The sequence below is a fragment of the Natribaculum luteum genome (assembly GCF_023008545.1).
Taxonomy (GTDB): Archaea; Halobacteriota; Halobacteria; order Halobacteriales; family Natrialbaceae; genus Natribaculum; species Natribaculum luteum.
Map to the genome: position 1 here is coordinate 1,418,501 of NZ_CP095397.1, position 20,639 is coordinate 1,439,139.

The 20,639-nt window shown below is 66.1% G+C and carries 19 protein-coding genes; 9 read left to right on the forward strand and 10 right to left on the reverse strand.

The genetic code is table 11. The annotated features are described in order from the left end of the window. Positions 1-102 precede the first annotated feature (102 nt). Positions 103-747 carry a helix-turn-helix domain-containing protein gene (locus MU558_RS07270; protein ID WP_246973482.1) on the forward strand — a complete coding sequence of 215 codons (645 nt, stop codon included), beginning with the start codon at positions 103-105 and terminating at the stop codon, positions 745-747. Positions 748-760: 13 nt separating this feature from the next. Here the strand turns inward: MU558_RS07270 and MU558_RS07275 are convergent, their stop codons facing one another. After that, positions 761-1,117: a hypothetical protein gene (locus tag MU558_RS07275; RefSeq protein WP_246973485.1), complete on the reverse strand. Its 357-nt coding sequence runs from the start codon at positions 1,115-1,117 to the stop codon at positions 761-763. Between the two features lie 9 nt (positions 1,118-1,126). After that, the gene (locus MU558_RS07280) at positions 1,127-2,266 is read right to left on the reverse strand and encodes an aromatic ring-hydroxylating oxygenase subunit alpha (protein ID WP_246973488.1); all 1,140 of its coding nucleotides are present in this window, start codon (positions 2,264-2,266) and stop codon (positions 1,127-1,129) included. Positions 2,267-2,489: 223 nt separating this feature from the next. Here MU558_RS07280 and solA point away from each other — a divergent pair, with 223 nt between their 5' ends. Then, a complete protein-coding gene (solA, locus tag MU558_RS07285) occupies positions 2,490-3,644 on the forward strand; it encodes an N-methyl-L-tryptophan oxidase (protein WP_246973502.1) in 1,155 nt (384 codons plus the stop codon). 47 nt (positions 3,645-3,691) lie between these two features. On the opposite strand, the gene MU558_RS07290 is transcribed toward solA, so the two are convergent. Continuing rightward, positions 3,692-4,141: a DUF1467 domain-containing protein gene (locus tag MU558_RS07290; RefSeq protein ID WP_377071391.1), complete on the reverse strand. Its 450-nt coding sequence runs from the start codon at positions 4,139-4,141 to the stop codon at positions 3,692-3,694. Between the two features lie 213 nt (positions 4,142-4,354). Between MU558_RS07290 and MU558_RS07295 the strand changes: the two genes are divergently transcribed. Next, positions 4,355-4,774 (forward strand): hypothetical protein, encoded by a 420-nt coding sequence (locus MU558_RS07295; RefSeq protein WP_246973506.1) that lies wholly within the window; start codon positions 4,355-4,357, stop codon positions 4,772-4,774. 15 nt (positions 4,775-4,789) lie between these two features. Here MU558_RS07295 and MU558_RS07300 read toward each other — a convergent pair whose 3' ends face one another. Continuing rightward, positions 4,790-5,596 (reverse strand): mechanosensitive ion channel family protein, encoded by an 807-nt coding sequence (locus MU558_RS07300; protein ID WP_246973508.1) that lies wholly within the window; start codon positions 5,594-5,596, stop codon positions 4,790-4,792. A gap of 854 nt (positions 5,597-6,450) precedes the next feature. Here MU558_RS07300 and MU558_RS07305 point away from each other — a divergent pair. The 4 genes from MU558_RS07305 to MU558_RS07320 all read left to right on the forward strand — a co-directional run bounded on the left by MU558_RS07305 (position 6,451) and on the right by MU558_RS07320 (position 12,838). Continuing rightward, complete coding sequence (locus tag MU558_RS07305; RefSeq protein WP_246973510.1) at positions 6,451-8,961, forward strand: GcvT family protein; 2,511 nt, start codon at positions 6,451-6,453, stop codon at positions 8,959-8,961. A 4-nt stretch (positions 8,962-8,965) separates the two neighbouring features. Beyond that, a complete protein-coding gene (ilvA, locus tag MU558_RS07310) occupies positions 8,966-10,192 on the forward strand; it encodes a threonine ammonia-lyase (protein WP_246973512.1) in 1,227 nt (408 codons plus the stop codon). A 397-nt stretch (positions 10,193-10,589) separates the two neighbouring features. After that, positions 10,590-12,233: a BCCT family transporter gene (locus MU558_RS07315; RefSeq protein ID WP_246973514.1), complete on the forward strand. Its 1,644-nt coding sequence runs from the start codon at positions 10,590-10,592 to the stop codon at positions 12,231-12,233. Positions 12,234-12,295: 62 nt separating this feature from the next. Next, positions 12,296-12,838: a DUF8130 domain-containing protein gene (locus MU558_RS07320; protein WP_246973517.1), complete on the forward strand. Its 543-nt coding sequence runs from the start codon at positions 12,296-12,298 to the stop codon at positions 12,836-12,838. A 68-nt stretch (positions 12,839-12,906) separates the two neighbouring features. Here MU558_RS07320 and MU558_RS07325 read toward each other — a convergent pair whose 3' ends face one another. After that, positions 12,907-13,347 (reverse strand): universal stress protein, encoded by a 441-nt coding sequence (locus MU558_RS07325; protein WP_246973520.1) that lies wholly within the window; start codon positions 13,345-13,347, stop codon positions 12,907-12,909. Positions 13,348-13,370: 23 nt separating this feature from the next. Further along, positions 13,371-14,615 carry a serine hydroxymethyltransferase gene (gene glyA, locus MU558_RS07330; protein ID WP_246973522.1) on the reverse strand — a complete coding sequence of 415 codons (1,245 nt, stop codon included), beginning with the start codon at positions 14,613-14,615 and terminating at the stop codon, positions 13,371-13,373. A gap of 182 nt (positions 14,616-14,797) precedes the next feature. Here glyA and MU558_RS07335 point away from each other — a divergent pair, with 182 nt between their 5' ends. Then, positions 14,798-15,178 carry a Rid family detoxifying hydrolase gene (locus tag MU558_RS07335; protein WP_246973533.1) on the forward strand — a complete coding sequence of 127 codons (381 nt, stop codon included), beginning with the start codon at positions 14,798-14,800 and terminating at the stop codon, positions 15,176-15,178. 4 nt (positions 15,179-15,182) lie between these two features. Here the strand turns inward: MU558_RS07335 and samp2 are convergent, their stop codons facing one another. Further along, complete coding sequence (gene samp2, locus MU558_RS07340; protein WP_246973535.1) at positions 15,183-15,380, reverse strand: ubiquitin-like small modifier protein SAMP2; 198 nt, start codon at positions 15,378-15,380, stop codon at positions 15,183-15,185. An 80-nt stretch (positions 15,381-15,460) separates the two neighbouring features. After that, positions 15,461-16,540 carry a bactofilin family protein gene (locus tag MU558_RS07345; protein ID WP_246973537.1) on the reverse strand — a complete coding sequence of 360 codons (1,080 nt, stop codon included), beginning with the start codon at positions 16,538-16,540 and terminating at the stop codon, positions 15,461-15,463. Between the two features lie 287 nt (positions 16,541-16,827). On the opposite strand from MU558_RS07345, the gene MU558_RS07350 reads away from it, so the two are divergent. After that, a complete protein-coding gene (locus tag MU558_RS07350; RefSeq protein WP_246973539.1) occupies positions 16,828-17,817 on the forward strand; it encodes a replication factor C small subunit in 990 nt (329 codons plus the stop codon). Between the two features lie 4 nt (positions 17,818-17,821). On the opposite strand, the gene MU558_RS07355 is transcribed toward MU558_RS07350, so the two are convergent. Beyond that, positions 17,822-19,822: a sensor histidine kinase gene (locus MU558_RS07355; protein ID WP_246973541.1), complete on the reverse strand. Its 2,001-nt coding sequence runs from the start codon at positions 19,820-19,822 to the stop codon at positions 17,822-17,824. Positions 19,823-19,984: 162 nt separating this feature from the next. After that, positions 19,985-20,509, reverse strand: coding sequence for a TspO/MBR family protein (locus MU558_RS07360; protein WP_246973543.1), 525 nt, complete (start codon positions 20,507-20,509; stop codon positions 19,985-19,987). Positions 20,510-20,639: the final 130 nt, after the last annotated feature.

Consider the following 20,639-nt stretch of genomic DNA (forward strand, 5'->3'; position numbering starts at 1 on the left):
CAGGATCTCGTCGGCCGGTCGTCATCGAGCCTGCACGCACTCACCCGATGCACTGCTCGTCCGTCGCGAACCGTCACGTCGAGACCGGCGAGGTGGCCGAGCGTGAGTCTGATCGCGATCGTCGACATCGCACACCCCGACCTCGCGTTGACGCCGACGATCCGCGCGTGCCCGGACGTGTCTATCGAAGCCGTCTCACACAGCACGACGGATCCCGAGACGGGAATGTTCTTCTTCCTCGTCGAGGGTGCAGACGAGACGTTCGACGAGGCCCTCGAGCGAGACCACACGGTCGCAGCGTGGTCGCTCGTCGACGACCTCGGTTCGACGCGCCTCTACCGCCTCCAGCACACGGAGGGGACGAAACTCGTCTCGCCGAAGACCACAGAACTCGGTGGCCTGCTGCTGCGAGCCGAGAGCAACGACCGCGGCTGGACCGTCCGACTCCACCTCCCCGATCGAGAGGAACTCGCGACGCTGTGGGAGTACTGCGAGCACGAAGGCATCTCCTTCGAACTCTACCGGATGTTCCGTCGCGAGGAGTGGTCTGAGGGCATCTCGCCGGAACTGACCGACGAACAGCGCGTCGCACTGGTGACCGCTTACGAGGAGGGCTACTTCGAGGAGCCGCGTGAAACCTCTCTCGAGGAACTCGCCGACGTGCTCGACATCTCGCCGACGGCCGTCGGCGGCCGAATCCGTCGTGGTACCGGGCAGCTCGTCTCGACGACGTTGTTAGAGGAGTGATTTCCTGGAGCGGTCAAAACGCGGCGAGGTGGTCGTGGCGCGGCTCGTATAGCGCCCCGGTCATTCGCACCTCGTGGATCTCCTCGAGCGTCTCGCCGACGGAGCGGCCTCGCCTGGCCATCGCCGCGGCGACGACGCCGATCGGGACGCCCTCCTCGTACTCCGCCTCGAGTTCGGCGACGACCATCTCGAGGTCGTCCGTGTCCGGGACGTCGCCGTCGACGTCGGCTCGAGTCACCTCGACGTCGTGTCCGGTGTGGCGGTGGTGTCGCCGGTAGAACGCGACGATCTCGTTCGCACTTGCCGTCTCCCGGTCGACGCCACATGCCGTGCACGTGGCGGCGAACGGCGTCTGTCGTTGCTGGCTCATGCGTTCGACTCAGGCCTCGTAGGCCTCCTGTGCGAGGAGGTGGAACTTGTGGACGGTGTGCTCGTTGGGGCCAAGTTGCGCCTGTGCGAGCGCGCCGGATTTGAGCCCGCGGTACTGGCGCTCGACCAGCTCGAAGTCCTCCTCCTGGAGCTGGCGGCTCGTTCGGACGAACTCCGCTTCTTCCTCGCTCAGCTCGGAATCTTTGAAGTAGTAGTCTGCGACGAGCTGGAACCGTTCCTCGTCGATCGGGTCGATGAGGTAGGTCCCGTAGCCGTCGGCTGTCCCGTACATGTTGACCGTGAAGTTCGGCCACAGATAGTAGAACTTCGCCTCGTGTTCGTCGTGGATGCGCATCTCGTCGTCGACGTCCTCGGCGTGCGTGTAGTGTAACACCCAGTGGTAGTCGTTGACCTCGAGTTCGGATTCGTCGAGGGCGATGCCCGTGATCCAGTCCTGGTGGTTCGCCTGACAGTGGTCACACTCGGAGTAGTTCCCACCGAAGGTCTTCCAGTTGCACTCGACTTCCGAGACGATTCGACGAGCGAGCTGGTACTCCTCGAGTGGCAACGCCTCGAGTTCGGCTTTCATCTTCCCGGCCTGCTCGTCGAGGCTCATCGGCTCCTCGGCGAAGTTGACGAAGACGAACGGCCCGATTCGGTCGCTGCGGACTTCCATGAGCGCGTTCTCCCCGGCGTCGAGTTCGGCGACGTCCTCGTCCTCGAGGTCCGGGTTCAGCCGTGCGTCCTCGAAGCTCGCGGGCGTACTCGTGAGCGAGCCGTCGAGGTCGTACGTCCAGAGGTGGTACGGACACCGGATGCGCCGTGCGTTGTCGGGGTCGGTCATCGGCGTCTCGTCGACCATCGCCGAACCGCGGTGGGCACAGACGTTGTAGAACGCCCGCACTTCGTCGTCGTGGTTGCGGACGACGATGATCTCGCGGTCGCCGATCGTCCGGGTGTAGTAATCGCCCACCTCGGGGATGCAGTTTGCGTGGCCAGCGTAGATCCAGTACTGGCCGAACACCTTCTCTTTCTCCATCTCGTAGACGTCAGGATCGGTGAAGTATCTCGCCGGCAGCGCGTTCGTCTCGTCGGTGATGTCCGGGCTGACGCGTTCTACCTCGTCGAGACCGTCGTTCCACCTGGTCATGCTGTATGCCATGGCATGGCGTAACGTCCAATAAGGGTTGATCGCAGGTAGTTCGCACCTATAAGTGACGGCGGGCGCTCACGATCCAGCCGAAATGCTCGAACGCCTCGTTTCGCCACCGGCGCTCCGGTGTGTAGCGAACGGAGCGTCGTTCATCATTATTTATAGGTCCGACGTGAGACATACTAACTATCAAGATCCCCGTCGTCGAATCGGCCAGCACATGACCGAGACTGGAGATCGATACGACGTCGTCGTGATCGGCGTCGGCGGGATGGGCAGCGCGACGACCTACCACCTCGCACGGCGGGGCCTCGACGTGCTGGGACTCGAGCGATACGATATTCCCCACACCATGGGCTCGTCCCACGGGATCACGCGAATCATCCGCCGGGCGTACTACGAACACCCCTCCTACATCCCGCTCGTCGAGCGCGCGTACGACCTCTGGGACGACCTCGCCGCCGAGACCGGTCGTGACGTCATCCACCGCACGGGGTCGATCGACGCCGGCCCCGAAGGGAACGTCGTCTTCGAAGGGTCGCGCCGCTCCTGTGAGCAACACGACATCCCCCACGAGGTGCTCACGAGCGAGGAAGTGACCGAGCGCTTCCCGGGCTACCAGCTTCCAGAAGAGCACATGGCGGTCTACCAGCCCGACGGCGGCTTCGTCGTCCCGGAGCAGGCGATCGTCGGCCACGTCGAGGCGGCCCAGGCCGCAGGCGCAGACGTTCACGGACGCGAGCAGGTCCACGACTGGACGGAGACGCCCGACGGCGGCGTCCGCGTCGAGACCGACCGGGGCACGTACGAGGCCGACCGGCTGGTGCTCGCGGCCGGCGCGTGGAACTACAAACTCGCCGACGCACTCGAGGGGCTGGCCGTCCCGGAGCGACAGGTGCTCGGCTGGTTCCAGCCGGAGACGCCCTCGACGTTCGAACCCGAGAACTTCCCCGTCTGGAACCTGCGCGTCCCCGAGGGCCGCTTCTACGGACTGCCGATCTACGACGTCCCGGGGATGAAACTCGGCAAGTACCACCACCGCGACGAGCAGGTGGACCCGGACGACTACGAGACCGACCCCCAGCCCGAGGACGAACAGTTGCTGCGGGAGGTTACGGAAAACTACTTCCCCGAGGCCGCCGGCCCGACGATGCGACTGGCGACCTGTATGTTCACCAACTCCCCGGACGAACACTTCATCCTCGATACCCTCCCCGACCACCCACAGGTCGCCGTCGGTGCCGGTTTCTCCGGCCACGGCTTCAAGTTCGCCAGCGTGATCGGCGAGATCCTGGCCGACCTCGCCGCCGACGGCGACACCGATCACCCGATCGAGATGTTCCGACTCGAGCGGTTCGACGACGGTCCAGAGTAGTCGCGAAACGCGGGTACTCTCGCGGACTTCTCCGACGCTCTCGCTCGCTACTCGCTTCCCCGGTCGCCCAGGACGCGCTCCTCGGGCGTCGGCCGCCCCGGGTGGATGCCGTAGCTCGCGAACAAGTAGAGCACCGTGACAGTGACTGCACACAGGGCCGCCGCCCCGGCGACCGCCTCGAGCGCGGCGACGGCAGGCCCGGAGAACGCGTCGCCGACCGCCGCGGCACTCTCGTTCGAGGGTGCCGTCGCGAGGCCGTACGGGAGGAAGGCGGCGAACGCGAGTATCCACCACCGCCTCGTGGCGCGGCGGAGGGTATCGACGGGCCAGTCGCTGACGGAACTGGCGATGCCGAAGAGGCCAGCGACGACCAGCAAGAGCGCAGGAATCGTTCGGAGGGTGGGAGCAAAGCCGTCGTTAACTGTGACGCCGAGTGCGACGACCCCAGCAGAAACCGCCAGGAGGAGCGTCGACAATGCGGGGAATCTGTGACGCACGGTAATCCTGGTTACGCTGGATCGTACAAAACTCTCGCGAACCGCCGAACCGTCACTTTCGGTGAAGAAACGGTTCGCTGACCTCCCTCGCCGAACAACAAAGAACGTATTACCGGCGCGGACGAGACGAACGTGAGAACGAATGCGACTGGTCTCCGAACGAACCGGCCGTGCGTACCGACGGACGCGCCGGTCACACCCTCTGCTGGACAGATGAAACTGCTACGCCACCTCTGGAAACGTCACGTCTCGGGCCGTCCCGATCAGTACCAGGCGTACGTCTCCTTCCCGGCACAGGCTGACCGACCACCGGTCGGCGAGGTCCACGATCGGATCGAAGAACTGGAGTTCGCCTTCGAGGGTCGACTCGACGTCTACGCTCGAGTGGGGGCCCTCGCGGTCGTCACCGACCGCGTCCCGGCCGAGCACTTCGACCCGGAAGCGTTCGAGGCGATCCTCGAGCGAATCGAGGACGCATACGCCGAGACGCATCGACTCGCGCGGCTGGAAAAGTGGCGACGGATCGACGGTCGGCTCGTCAAGTCGTACGTCGTCGTTCCGGTCAAACCGCTATTTCCGCGCGACCGGACCGATCAGTCGGAGCAACTCGCGTCTCCGGCCGAGGCCGAGTGACCGGTCGAAGCGGCTTCAGTCGTCTTCTGCGCCCGGTCCGGGGCCGGGTTCGGAGCCGGGCTCCCGGTCGCGACCGGGCGATTCGCTGCCGGTGGGGCTCTCGCTTCGCGGACTGCTCTCGGTCGGCGTGATCGAACTCGTGCGACCCATCCACCGGTCGATGTTGTCGGCGACGTAGTCTTTGCCGCCCCAGCCGAAGGCGACGCCAGCGCCGATGGCTACGGCGGCCGCCAGTCCCCACGCGAGCGCTCGAGCGAAGACGTACAGGATGCCGACGTCGATGCCCATCGTGTCGAGACCGATGACGATCGCCGTGAAGTAGAGGAATATCCTCGCGCCGTTGGCGAACCAGTTCGTGTACGCCATCTCCGTCGCAGCCCGGGTTCGCTCGATGACGTCACCGATGAAGTCGGCGACGACGAACCCGAGGACGATGACGAGCAGGCCAGCGACGAACGCCGGCAGGTACGAGACTGCCGTCGAGATCCACTCCGAGAGGGTCGGGATCGCCAGGGCGTTCGCGGCCGCCAGGATGGCGAGCGCGTAGACGAACCACTTCGCCAGCTTTCCGAACGCGCCGGAGACGGCCCGTTCGGTTCCGCCGAGCATTCGTCCGAGCGGCGTCTCGAGGACCATCCGGTCGAGTTCGACGCCGTCGGCGATCCGTCGGACGACCCCTGCGGCGAGGCGACCGATGATCCAGCCGATGAGGAGGATGACTACTGCCCCGATCAGCCGTGGCAGGAACGTGACCAACTCGGCCACAGGATCCTGCAACCACTCGGGAACCTGCACCTGTTGAGCGGGTTGAAGTCGTACCATGCACGTCGTGGTCGCCGTTTTCCGCTCTTCGGGTTTGTGCAGGCACTCTCAGGGTTGGAAAAAACAGTCAGACAACATAGCCGACACGACGAGTAAAGACTCTATTACGACGAACTGTACGACGTACGGACAGTGACGATCTGGCACCGAACCGAAACGCTGTCGGCGCGCGAACGAACGTGAGTATCGTCGAGACTACAGGGCTGGACGCCGATAACAGTTTATTGGCGGTGGGTCGCGAACGCGGCGACGGAGCCCCGCTCGAGTTCGACGACTCGGATCGCCTCCGATCGACCGAACGTCTCAGTTTTCGCTCACTGTCCACGTGGGAATACGATACGAGATCGTTCGACGACCCTCGTTGGCCGTTTGCGACCTCTCTCGATCGTCGATCGACGGTTCGAACCCGGACGAGGCCACCTCCGCCGAGAGCCCCCGCCGATTGTGGTACGACGGTTCGCATGCCGCCCAAGCGTCGCACGACGGCATCGAAGTGCGAACGTCGTGCGAGACCGTCGTCGATTCCGACGGTTCCAGTAACAAGCTATTACCGGCACTCCACGCCCATCTCTCGAGCCCGAGATAGACGTCCTGACCGACGTCGCCTGATACTACTGGACGACGGTGAGTACACACCCGATCGCGACTCGAGTGTGTCGCCGCCGGCGACGGCGGCTCGTGTACGGGCGGTGTGTGATCCGTGTCGTCTGGCGGTATGAATCCGAGCTCCGGCGTCGAGAAGACATGACCTCGTTCTCGAGTGCAGACCGTTCCTGTCGCGTCGCCGGCTGTTATACGGCACAGATTATACACCCTGATAGCTATGCGGGAACGGGTGGCAGTGTCCATGTCACATGAGTACAGGGAACACGATACCAGAGAGCGCAGGAACCGTCATCGTCGGTGCGGGCTGTGTCGGCTGTAGCGCCGCCTACCACCTCACCGAACTCGGTCGCGAGGACGTCGTCGTCGTCGATCAGGGGCCGCTGTTCGAGACCGGCGGCTCCACCTCGCACGCACCCGGGCTGGTGTTTCAGACCACCGGCGGCAAGCTGATGACGCGGATGGCGTCGTACACCCGCGACCTCTACTCGGACCTCGACGGCTTTCGAACCTGTGGCGGGATCGAGGTCGCCGCGACCGACGACCGCTGGGAGTACCTGAAACGAAAGCGCGAGTGGGGCCGATCCTACGGTCTCGAGGGGGGTCGGCTACTCTCGCCTGCGGAGGTCACAGAGTACGTTCCGCAGGTGAACGAGGACGCCATCCACGGCGGTTACTACGTTCCCACCGACGGGAAGGCCCACGCCGTCGACGCCTCGGCGACGATGGCGGAACGCGCCCGAGAGCGGGGAGCGCGCTTCTTCGGGGAGACGACGGTGACGGACCTCGAGACCAGCGGCGGCGAGCTCGAGGCCGTCGTCACCGACCGCGGCCGGATCGAGGCCGACGAGGTGCTCGTCGCGACCAACATCTGGGGCCCGCTGTTCGGTGAGATGGTCGACGTCGATATCCCGCTCGTGCCCTGTGCCCACCAGTATCTCGTCTCGGACGAACTCGAGGCGCTCGACGGCGCGAGCCAGGAGATCGAACAGCCGATCTTGCGCCACCAGGACCAGTCGCTTTACTTCCGCCAGCACGGCGAGTCCTACGGCATCGGCTCGTACAACCACGAACCGCTTTTGGTCGATCCCGAGGACATCTACGGCCCCGAGAAACTCGAGGATCTCGGCCTCGAGTACCCCTCGCTGCGGGAGTTCACCGAGGAGCACTTCTACGAGAACACCCACCCCGACCACGACCGGGCGGCCTACGACGCGGCCTGCGAACTCGTTCCCGAACTCCGGGACGCCGAGTTCGAGTCCGCGATCAACGGCATGTTCTGTTTCACGCCCGACGGTATGCCGATCCTGGGACCCACGGAAGAGATCGACGGCCTCTGGTGGGCGCTTGCGATCTGGGTCACCCAGTCCGGCGGCGCGGGGAACCTCGTCGCCCACTGGATGGAAGACGGCGTCCCCCGCCTCGACGGCGAGCGCGTCGACGCGACGCCCGCGCACGTCTCGCGGTTCCAGCCCCACGCGGGGTCGCAGGCGTACACCCGAGGCCGGGGCGCACAGCAGTACCAGGAGGTCTACCAGCTGATTCACCCGCGCGAACAGCCCCAGGGACAGCGCTCGCTCCGCCGGAGTCCCTTCTACGACCGCCAGAAAGAACTCGGTGCGGAGTTCTACGACGCGGGCGGCTGGGAAGTGCCGCAGTGGTACGAGACCAACGAGGCGCTGCTCGAGGAGTACGACGTGCCCGACAGGCCGGACTGGCTCGACCGCAACTGGTCGAAAGCACAGGGCGTCGAACACCAGGCCGTCCGTGACCGCGTCGCGATGGTCGACATGACCACCTACACCGGGATCGAGGTGACCGGCGACGGCGCGACCGACCTCCTCCAGGGACTCCTGACGAACGACGTCGACGTCTCGCCGGGCCGGATTCGCTACGCGGCGATGTGCAATGAGGACGGGGGGATCCTCGCCGACGTGACGGTCGCACGGCTCGCGGCCGACCGCTATATGGTGTTTACGGGCGGGGGCAACTCCGCGACGCTGCACTCGCGGTGGATCCGCGAGCACGCCCCCGACGACGGCTCCGTCTCGGTGACGACCCACGACTCGAGTATGTGCGGGATCGGCGTCTTCGGTCCCGAGGCGCGAAACGTCCTGTCGTCGCTCGTCGAGGCCGACCTCTCGAACGACGCCTTCCCCTTCTACACCGCCCAGGAGACGTACCTCGAGAGCATCCCAGTGACGATGCTCAGGCTCTCCTACGCGGGCGAACTGGGCTGGGAACTGTACGCGCCGATGGAGTACGGCGCACAGCTCTGGGAGGCGATCGAAGACGCCGGCGAGGAGCACGGAATCGTCCCGATGGGCTGGGCGGCCCTCGACTCGACGAGCATGGAGAAAGGGTTCCGGCTGTGGGGAACCGACGTCACACCCGAGTACGATCCCTACGAGGCCGGGATCGGCTTCGCCGTCGACCTCGAGACCGACTTCGTGGGCAAGGAGGCGCTGCTCGAGACTCGCGAGGCGGGGATCGACCGGCAGATCACGCCGATCACGCTCGACGAACCCGGGGCCGTCGTCGACGCGGGCCACCCCGTGATGGACGGCGACGACGTGCTCGGCTACGTCGCTCGCGCGGACTACGGCTACGCGATCGACGCCGGGATCGCCTACGCCTACCTGCCGGCCGAGTACGCCGAAGCCGGTCGAGCCCTCGAGATCAGCTACGAGAACGAACGTCTCCCGGCGACGGTGCGGGACGAACCGCTGTTCGATCCCGACCGCGAGAAGATGCTCCGCTGACGCCATGAGCCAGGACTACCGGACCGTCGCGTACGAGGACGTCGAGGCCGCCCGCGAGCGACTCGACGACGAGTCGGTCGTCAAGCACACGCCGGTCGAGCGGAGCACCTCGCTCGACGAACTAACCGGCGGCGAGGTGCACCTGAAGATGGAACACCTCCAGTGGACGGGCTCGTTCAAGACCCGCGGCGCGTACAACAAGATTGCCCAGTGTGCCGACGACGTCGATCGCGTCGTCGCGGCGAGCGCCGGAAATCACGCCCAGGGCGTCGCGCTCGCGGCGACCAAACTCGGAGTGGAGTCGACCATCGTCATGCCCCGGAGTGCGCCACAGGCCAAAGTCGACGCGACCCGAGACTACGGTGCAGACGTCGAACTCGTCGGGAGCGACTTCCGAGAGGCGATGGTCCACGCTCAGGGACTCGTCGACGACGACGCCGAGTTCGTCCACGCCTACGACGACCCGGCCATCGTCGCCGGCCAGGGAACCCTCGGGATCGAGATGTACGAGGACCTCCCCGACGTCGACACCGTCGTCGTCCCGATCGGCGGCGGCGGGCTCGTCTCCGGTATCGCCACCGCCTTCGCCGAACTGTCGCCGGAGACGCGCGTCGTCGGCGTCCAGGCCTCGGGTGCCGCGACCGTCCCGGACAGTCTCCAGAAGGGCACGCCCGTCTCGCTCGAGTCCGTCGACACCATCGCCGACGGCATCGCAACGGGCGGCATCTCGGAGCTGACGCTCTCGCTGATCGACGCGCACGTCGACGAGGTGGTCACGGTCACGGACGGCGAGATCGCCCGGGCGATCCTGCTGTTGCTCGAGCGGGCGAAGCAGGTCGTCGAGGGCGCAGGTGCGGCCTCGGTCGCTGCGGTCGTCAGCGACGAACTCGACGTGGACGGCGAGACGGTGATGCCGTTGCTCTGTGGCGGGAACCTCGATATGACGATGCTACAGACAGTGCTCGTCCACGCGTTGACCGACCGCGAACAGCTGTTGCGACTGCGCGTGCGGATCGACGACCGGCCCGGCAAGATGCAGGAGATCTCGGGGATCATCGCCGAGCACAACGCCAACATCCAGACCGTCCGCCACGACCGGTCGGAACCCGAACTCGACGTCGGCGAGGCCTACCTCGTCTTCCAGATCGAGACCAGCGGCGCGGGACAGGCACGGGCGATCATCCGGTCGATTCGCGATCATGGCTACGAGGTCAGGCACGTCAACGCCTGATACGGACTACTGCAAGTCATTCCAGGTGCAACCGCGACCGTCCTGCGGTTGCACCGGTACATCGGCACAGCAGACCGTATGATACTGCCTGCCGCACCCGTTTTCCGAAGACCGTCGGGCGAGTGTGCTGGAGAACGGAAACGACCGACGGTGCGAAACGCGTCCGTCGATGCGGGAAACGGTCGCGAACTCGGTACCGCCGGAAAATTCTGCTGGTTCATTTAAAAATCACACAGGTGATGAACGTGAACCTTGAAGCGGTGCTTTGTCAAGTATTATCGTGATGCCTAGTAACACGGTTGCTCGTGACACGGAGGGGGTACAGTGCGATCCGGCCGCGCTCGCGGTCTATCGCTCGAGGGAACGCTGTATACACGACGGAAGACGGTGAGTTTCCATGAGTGAATCAGATGCACGCGGTGCGATCGGCGAGTTCGTCGACGAACTCGACCACACCGTCTTCGGCATCGGGTTCGCGGTCGCGGCCATCGCCGTGGTCGCGTTCATCCTCAGACCCGACACCGCGTCGACGTACATGAACGACGCGAACGACTTCCTGTGGACCGCCCTCGGCTGGTGGTACCTGCTCGCGATGTTCGTCCTCGTCGTGTTTGTCGGATTCCTGATATTCGGCCCGTGGGGGAACATCAAACTCGGCGACGAAGACGAAGAGCCGGAGTTTACGTTCCTCGCGTACTTCGCGATGCTGTACTCGGCGGGGATCGCCGCCGGCATCGTCTTCTGGGGGCCTGCCGAGGCGATCTTCCACTACGACGCCGTCTCGCCGTTCGTCGGCGCGGAGTCACAGACGCCGGCGGCCGCCGTCGGCGCGATCCAGTACACGTTCTTCCACTGGGGGATCTCGGCGTGGACGGCGTACGTGGTCATGGGCCTGCCCATCGCGTACTACGCCTACCGCTACGACGCGCCGTTGCGCATCTCGACGGTGATCGCCCCGTGGATCGGCCTCGACAACCTCGATAGCCCGCTCGCGAAACTCATCGACATCCTCGCGGTGTTCGCGACGATCGGCGGCGTCGCGACCACCCTGGGACTGGTCGGGAGCCAGTTCCTCGTCGGCGTCGAGTGGACTACCGGGACGAGCGTCGGCGACCTCGGGACGATCCTCGTGATCACTGGCCTCACCGTCGCGTTCACCCTGTCGGTCGCCCTCGGCGTCGAACGCGGCATTCGTCGGGTCTCGTACTTCAACATGGCCCTGTTCGCGGTGATGACCGTCGCGACCTTCCTGCTCGGGCCGACGACGTACATCATGTCGACCGGCACCGAGGCCCTCGGCGCGTACCTGAATCAGTTCGTCACGATGAGCTTCTACACCGGTGCCGCCCAGAGCGCGAGCGGGGGCGTCGCCGGCTGGGTCGGCGGCTGGACGATCTTCTACTGGGCGTGGTGGTTCTCCTGGACGCCGTTCGTCGGGCTGTTCATCGCCCGCATCTCGAGGGGTCGGACGGTTCGCCAGGTCGCCGTCACGGGCGTTCTCGCCTCCACCGGCGTCACGATCCCCTGGTTCGCGACGATGGGCGGGACGGCCATCTTCCTGCAAAATAGCGGCCAGGCCGACATCCTCACCGTCGTCGGCAACCTCGGCGAGGCCGCGTCTGGCTACCCGCTGTTCGAGGCGCTCCCGCTCGGCGGGCTGTTGACGGCGATGTTCCTCGTGCTCGTGACGACGTTCCTCGTCACGTCGGCCGACTCCTCGACGCTGGCACTGGGAATGCTCACCACTGGCGGCGCGGAACGGCCCTCGACGATCAACCGCGTCATCTGGGGCTTTCTCATCGGTGCGCTCGCGTCGCTTCTGATGGTCACCGGCGGCGTCGACGCCCTGCAGGCGGCCGCCATCATCACCGGCGGCCCGTTCTCGGTCGTCGCGGTGCTCGCCGTCGCGTCGATGGCCGTCTCCTTCGGCCGGCGACGCGCGCTGTTCCTCCGCGAGGAAGACGGCGTCGACCTCCCCGGCTCGAGCGGTGTGATCGGCCGCGAACCCGAGGTCGCGGGCGAGCCACAGGACGACGACTGACGCCTACCGCCTCGTACCGATTCTTCACAAACGTTTTGCCTGCGTGACGTGTCCAACGAGCCATGAAACGACGGGCGTACATCGCCGCGTCGGGAGCCGGAACGATCGCGCTCGCCGGCGCACTCGTCGGATTTTCGCGTCCGTCTCTCCGCGCCGCGTTCCACGGACCACGCGGCGTGGACCTGACGATCGATCGGGATCGCGACGGCAACTCGCCGCTCGAGGTGTCCGGAACGCTGGTCGACGACGAGGTGACCGTCTCGAGCCCCGCCCGTCTGCGCCTCGCGGTGCGAAACCGGGGCGACCGCGACGTCGACTACGGAACCGGCGTGCCGCCGCCGCTGGGCGTCCTCGCGGCCGGCGGCGCGACGCTCTGGACGGACGCCTACGTCGAGAGCGAGCACGTCGACGGCAGTCGGCTGTTACGAACCGTGACCAGCGTCGACGACGTCGGCCTCGTCCAGCCGGTCCGGGCGGGCGAGACGGTCGACGAGACCTACGCGTTCGCCGCGTCGCCCGGCGAGTACCGCGTCTCGAGACACGGCAACCCGTTCGAACTCGACGGAGTCGGCTACGCTGTCACGCTACGGGTCTTCGAGAAGTGACGAGCGCCCGGTGACGAGCGTGCCGTCGCGACGGTACCGGATCGGTCGCCGCCCACCGACCGCTCGAGTCACTCGAGTTTCGCCTGTCTGATCGACAGTACGGGAACCCCGGCGGTCCTGACGACTCGCTCGGCGACGCTGCCGAGGATCACGTCGCCGACGCCGTCGCGACCCTGGGTCCCCATGACGATCGCATCGACGTCTGCCTCCTCGGCGTAGTCGACGATCTCCTCGTGGGCCTTCCCGCTTCTGACGGCGCCGACGCCCTCGAGTCTGCGCTCGTCGGCCATGGCGACGACCTCGTCGGTCACGTCCTCGCCGTAGCGTTTCCACTCGTCGTGTTCCGCAGCCTGGGCCATCGAGTCGGAGGGCAGTGCCGTCACCCTGGACTCGACGACGTACAGCGCGTGGACCGTCGCGCCGAGTTCCGCCGCGAGGTCGACGCCGTGTTCGGCCGCGTTCTGTGCTTCCGTGCTTCCGTCGGTCGGAACGAGTATGCTGTCGTACATGGTCTCCATTTCGTATCGGTGGTTCAGTCGTAGATCGGATGCTCTGCACAGAGTCGCTCGACGTCCGCCCGTACCTCGGCGCGAACGTCCTCGTCTTCCGGCGCGTCGAGGACGTCGACGATGCAGTGGCCGACCCGTTCGATCTCCTCGGGACCGAACCCGCGAGTGGTCAGCGCGGGCGTGCCGATCCGAACGCCGCTGGTGACGAACGGGCTCCGGGTCTCGCCCGGCACCGTGTTCTTGTTGACGACGATGTCGACTGCCGAGAGCGCCTCCTCGGCGTCTTTGCCCGTCAGGTCCGGGTGGGAGTCCCGGAGGTCGACGAGCACGAGGTGTTTGTCGGTGCCGCCGGAGACCATCGACAGGCCGCGCTCGCGGAAGACGTCCGCCAGCACCGTCGCGTTCTCGACCGTCCGCTCGGCGTACTCCTCGAAATCGGGGGTCAGCGCCTCCGCGAAGCCGACGGCCTTCCCCGCGACGTTGTGCAACAGCGGCCCACCCTGGCTGCCGGGGAACACCGCCGAGTCGACGTCGTCGGCGTACTCCTCGTCGCACATGATGATCCCGCCACGCCCCGCGCGGATCGTCTTGTGCGTGCTCCCGGTGACGAAGTCGGCGTGGGCGACCGGACTCGAGTGGACGCCCGCCGCCACCAGCCCCGTGATGTGGGCGATGTCCGCTAGGTTGTAGGCGTCGACTGCGTCGGCGACCTCGCCGATCCGCGCCCAGTCGAACTCGCGGGGGTACGCCGAGGAGCCGCTGACGATCAGGTCGGGGTCGAACTCGCGGGCCTGCGCCTCGAGGTCGTCGTAGTCGACGTAGCCCGTCTCGGGGTCGACCTCGTACTGTTCGACCTCGTAGAGCTGTCCGGAGAAGTTGACGTGGTGGCCGTGACTGAGGTGGCCGCCGTGGGTGAGATCCAGCGAGAGGATTCTGTCGCCCGGCTCGAGGACGGCGAAGTAGACGCCCATGTTCGCCTGTGTGCCCGAGTGGGGCTGGACGTTGACGTGGTCTGTCCCCCACAGCTCTTTCGCCCGGTCGATCGCGAGTCGCTCGACTTCGTCGACGTACTCGCAGCCGCCGTAGTAGCGCGCCCCGGGGTAGCCCTCGGCGTACTTGTTCGTCAGGACCGTCCCCTGTGCCTCGAGGACCGCTTCGGAGACGTGGTTCTCCGAGGCGATCATGCCCAGCGTCGACTCTTGTCGATCGCGTTCGCGTTCGACGGCGTCGGCGACCGCCGGATCGACCTGTTTGATATGGTCTGTCATACCGATACCATCGAGGAATCCACGCAAGTATCTTGATCACAGGTAATCGACCCGTTCAAAAGACGGTCGTCCGACCGGTTGCCGGCCGACGCCGCGCTCCCCGGGCTCGCGCCGACTTAATACTCTGTATTGTCACAGGTCCTGATTTACACGTTTACGTACTGCAACATACATTCGCACTCGTGAAACGAACCATCAGCACCGACGACGCTCCAGCCGCGGTCGGCGCGTACAGCCAGGCGACCGTCGCGAACGGGCTCCTCTTCACCGCCGGACAGCTCCCGCTGACCCCCGACGGCGACCTGCTCGAGGACGCGTCTGTCGCCGAGCAGACCCGCCAGTGTCTCGAGAACGTCGAGGCCATCCTCGCGACCGAAGGACTCGACCTCTCTGCTGTCCTCAAGGTGACGGTATTTCTCGACGACATCGAGGACTTCGAGGAGATGAACGAGACGTACGCGAGTTTCTTCGACGAGCAGCCGCCGGCCAGAAGCGCGGTCGAAGTCGGGAACGTCCCGAAAGGTGCTGCCCTCGAGATCGAGGTCGTCGCGGCGACCGAGTGACCGCCTACCCTCCCTTGATGAGCCGCAACACGGTGACGTGGTCGGTCTCGACCGGCTGATCCTCGGGGACGGGCCGACCGTCGACGAGGACGCTCACCTCGTGGGGGCTCAACTCGACCTCGGCCAGCAGGTCGGCGTAGGTCGGTGCCTCGAGGTCGACCTCGTGGGTCCCCTCGCCTTTGACGTCGACGGTGACGCGCATGGCCGTCCTTGCTGGCGACGGGACTTGAGCGCGTCGCTCGTGGCCGCCCGAACCAGGTCCGCTCGAACGACCGACCCGTCTCAGTCCACCGTCGTCCCCTCCGATTCCGCTGCTTCGGGAGACGTACGGCCCCGCCGCCTGCGCCCGTACAGCCCCATCGAGAGCGCGCCGAAGCCGAGCAGGAAGATCAGGAAGTTGAGAAGTCCGCCGACGATGGGGATCTGTGCGAGGATCGCCCCGCCGAGGAGCCCGACGACGAGCGCGAGCCACCGGTTGTCGAGGCTGGCGTACGAGAGCAGCCACGCCGCGACGGCGAATCGGCCGTAGACGATCCCGACCCAGATCAACAGCGCGAAGACGAACGCGCCGACGAACGTGATGGGGATGCCGACGATCGTGATCGCGATCGCGGCCAGCAGGATGGGGATTCCCACGAGCACGCCCAGGCCGACCAGTCCCGACCGAACCGGGTCGGTCGCCACGCGGTCGGCGACGGCGGCCGAGAACCGCGGGAACAGCCCGAGTAACGCCACACCGAGCAGCAGGTTCAGAACGAACGTGTAGACGGCAAACAGCCAGCCTGCGATCGGCTGAATCGTCGGTGCCACGTCGATTCCGAGCGTCGCATCGCGCGTGATCTCGCCCGCGACGGCGTCGGTGTTGCCCTCGAGCGAGCCCGCATACCGGAGGTCGCCACCGATGGTCGCGTTGTCACCCAGGACGATCGTCTCCGCGCCGATCGCCGCGTCGTCCTCGATCGCCCCGTCGATCTCGACGTGTCCCGTGCTGGCCTGCAGCGACCCGCCGATCGTCGCGCCCTCCGCGACGACGATGTTCCCGGCTGCGGTGTTTACGTCTCCGCCGACGGTGCCGGTGATCTCGAGGTTGCCGGAGGCGGTCTCGACGTCACCGCCGACGTCGCCGTAGATATAGATGTTGCCGGCGGCGGCACTGACGTCGCCGGTGACGGTCCCGCGGACGATCACGGTCCCGGCGAGGGCGTTGATCTCGTCGACGGTCTCGCCTTCCTCGACGACGACGGTGCCGCCCGCGTTCGCCCCCGACTGCGCCAGCGCCGTGCCGGGGACGGCGCCGAGCACGATGGTGGCGACCACGACGGCGACAGCGATCTGCTGGGTCGTGCTTCTCGAGCCGTTCATACGCCCTCCTACGCTCTATACGGGATTAAATATGTATGCTGACTAACACGTCCTGTGAACGTATTTCTCTGCGGACTATCGTGTGCGTCTACAGGTCCATACGGCACCTGCAGACGTGGTCAACAACCCCGACTCTCGAGGGTCGGGGTATCGCCTCGACCGTCCATGAAGCAGTCGACGTCCGCCCGAGGCCGGATCGATCTCCGCTCGAGTCCGGCCCGCGAATCGGACCCTCGAGGACGATCGTTCTCGGGGAATTTATCACTCCGAGGAGTCTGTCTCACAGTATGAGCGAGGCCGACGCCGAAACCGCGGAGCCTGCGGGGGGCCGATCCGGGATCTGGATCGAAAAGTATCGTCCGGAGGGGTTAGACGACGTCAAAGGCCACGAGAACGTCGTCCCCCGGCTGAAACGCTACGTCGAGCAAGACGACCTGCCCCACCTCATGTTCGCGGGGCCGGCTGGAACCGGTAAAACGACCGCAGCCCAGGCGATCGCTCGCGAAATCTACGGCGACGACTGGCGAGAGAACTTCCTCGAGTTGAACGCCTCAGACCAGCGCGGCATCGACGTCGTTCGCGACCGGATCAAGAACTTCGCCCGCTCGAGTTTCGGCGGCTACGACTATCGGATCATCTTCTTAGACGAGGCCGACGCGCTGACCAGCGACGCCCAGTCCGCGCTGCGCCGGACGATGGAGCAGTTCTCGAACAACACCCGTTTTATCCTCTCGTGTAACTACTCGAGTCAGATCATCGACCCGATCCAGTCGCGGTGTGCCGTCTTCCGCTTCACCCAGCTGTCGGACGACGCCGTCGAGGCCCAGATCCGGGAGATCGCCGCCGAGGAGGGGATCGAACTGACCGACGACGGCGTCGACGCGCTGGTCTACGCCGCCGACGGCGACATGCGGAAAGCGATCAACGGCCTGCAGGCTGCCGCCGTCATGGGCGAGACCGTCGACGAGGAGGCCGTCTTCGCCATTACTGCCACCGCCCGCCCCGAGGAGGTCGAGGAGATGGTCGAACAGGCGATCGCGGGCGACTTCACCGCCGCTCGTGCGACCCTCGAGACCCTGCTTACCGACCGCGGACTCGCCGGCGGCGACGTCATCGACCAGCTCCACCGCTCGGCCTGGGAGTTCGACCTCCCCGAACAGGCCACCGTCCGGCTGCTCGAGCGTCTTGGCGAGGTCGACTACCGAATTACGGAGGGTGCGAACGAACGGCTGCAACTCGAGGCGATGCTCGCGTCGCTCGCGCTCGAAGACGAGTGAGCTGTTAGTGGTCGCGGCTCCGCCGCTGGTCGTCTTCGAGGTCCGCAGAATCCACCGCGTCGGTCTCTACGCCCCGGATCTCGAACCGAGCGCCGCCATCGTCGCCGTCTGTCACCTCGACGGTCCAGCCGTGTGCGTCGACGATCTCCTCGACGATGCTGAGCCCCAGTCCGGTGCCGTCGTCGGCGGTCGTGTATCCGGAGTCGAAGACAGCGTCCCGCTCGGCCGCTGGAATCCCCGGTCCGTCGTCGGCGACGAAGAAGCCGCCCTCGGTCGCACCGAGCCGGACGGTGACGGCGTCGTCGCCGTGGTCGGTCGCGTTCCGGATCAAATTCTCGAGGATCTCGATCAGTCGTGCCTTGTCGGCCTCGACGATGGCGTCGTTCTCGAGGACGAGTTCGGCGTCTCCGGTATCGACGGTGGCCCAGGCACGTCTCGCGACGTCGTGGACGGCGACGGGTTCGGTCTCGCCGATCACCGACCCCCGCCGGGAGAGCGCCAGGAGTTCGTCGATGAGCGAACGCATGCGTTCGTGTGCGGCCTCGACCTCGGCGACGTGTTCGTCGTCGCCGGTCTCTTTCGCCAGCTCGAGGTAGCCCCGGGCGACGTTCAGCGGACTGCGGAGGTCGTGGCTGACGATGCTGGCGAACTCGTCGAGGCGTTCGTTCTGGGCGGCGAGTTCGCGCTCGCGGCGCTTTTGCTCGGTGATGTCCGTGTAGATCGAGAACCCCTCGACGCCACGCTTGCCCAGCGCGAGCGGAACGACGTTGATCAGGAAGTCTCTGATGCCGTCGGCGGTCTGGCGACGGCTGACGACCTGGAGACACTCGCCGGCCAGTAGCGTCTCGTTGAGCTGTCTGGCCTCGTCGTCGAGATTCGGCGGCACGACGTACTCGTCGACGTTCTCGTCGAGCACCGCCTCGCGATCGTAGCCGAATGCCTCCTCGAAGGCGTCGTTTACGTCGCGGACGACGGCGTCGCCGTCGACGAACTCGTATCGGACTGTGGGGTCCGGGACGTTGTCGAACAGCGCCGAGAGTCGGTCGCGCTCGGAGACGAGCGCCGCCTCGGTCCGGAGTCTGGCGACCGTTTCGGTGACGTGGGCGACGAGCGACTCGACGAGTTCGAGCGCCGCGTCGTCGAACGCGTCGGGGCCGGCGGTGACCGCCTGGAAGACGCCGACCTCGCCGATCGGGACGCTGACGATCGACCAGGGGCCACCGTCGGTTTCGACGAGTGCGGACTCCCTGACGTCGTCGACTAGCACTGACTCGCCGGTCTCGAGCGTCTCCGCTGCGAGATCGTGGTCGTCCTCGAGTGGCCACGACCGGTCGCAGTCGCCCACGGCCGACGCCCGCGTGACGAACTCGCCGTCGTCGTCGGTCAGCACCCGACAGCAATCGAACGCGAGACAGTTCTCGGCGGTCGCGACGGCCCGGTCGTACAGTTCGGCTTCGTCTGCTGCAGCGACGATCTGGACGGTCGCCTCGTGGAAGTCGAGCACGCACTCTCTGCGATCGCGACGTCGCTGCTTCGATCGCCGCTCGTGGTTCTCCAGCGTCGCCGCCACCTCGGCCGAGTCGTCCGTGACGGCTTCCGCGTCCGTCATGCCCGGCCCGGCGGTGAGTCCCCCGTCGTCGCCTGTGGCGTTGCACATCCAGGCGATTTCGTCGGCCAGGTGGGCGACTGCCGCCTCGCCCTCGCGACGAACGTAGCCGTCGATTCCGTCGGTCGCCCTGGCCGCTTTCGGACTGTACGCAGCGTCCGTGAACAGGACGAGCGGTTTCGACCCGCACGCGTCGACCACCTCGAGCAAGTGTGCGCCGTCGGCGGTCGTCGGCGTTTCGGCGAAGACGACGCAGTCGACGGCGGGAACGCACTCGTGGACCTTCGCCAGGGAGACGGCCGGTTCGACTGTGAGGGTCGATCCGGCCCGCTCGAGTGCGGTCGCTCCCTCGTGGGCGTCCTCGTGCGACGCGGCGACGTACAGGACCGTTTCGGTCATCCGTGTTGGTTCCTCGAGAGCGGTGTGTTCGATCTTACCGATACGGAGGCAATCTACTTTAATAATTTATCGTATTCGAACAATGAACTTGGCCCGGACTCGAGGGGCCGGCTCACACCCGTTCTGACGTCGTCGTCGACCCGCCGATCGCCGTGGTCGATCTCACGCGTTTATCGACCAGATCATGTAGTTAAGCAGGGTCGCGAAACCGACCCACAGCAGGTACGGAACGAGGAGGACGGCCGCCAGCCGATCGACGCGGGCGAACGCCGCGATCGTCGCGGCGACGAGGACGAACAGCACGGCGACGATGCCGAGCGCGAGAAGTGGTTCCTGCAGCGTGAAAAAGGTGGGCGTCCAGGTGACGTTGACGGCCATCTGCACGACGAACGCACCGAGTGCGATCCTGACCGCACGTCGCTCGAGTCCTCGCCGATAGACCAGGTAGCACGCGACGCCCAGCAGCGTAAAGAGAATCGTCCAGACGACGCCGAACAGCCAGCCGGGCGGGTAAAACGCCGGCTTCTCGAGCGCCCGGAACCACGCCGAGTTCGGACCCCCGAGGAGGGCGGGTGCTGCACCGACGGCGTTGACGCCGACGACGAACGCGATCGCGGTGAGAACCTCGCGCCATCTCGGACGGCTCGAGTCTACATCGCCGGCGTGAGCGGATTCTTGCGATCCCATCACGAGAGCGTACGTCGACCACGACCGTAGTCGTTGGCCCCGACTCGAGTGCCGCCTGCGTCTTCCCGGCCGCCGGCGGCATCCAGCGGACGATCGTCGGTGAATCGACGCCTTGCACGGCGAGACGCCC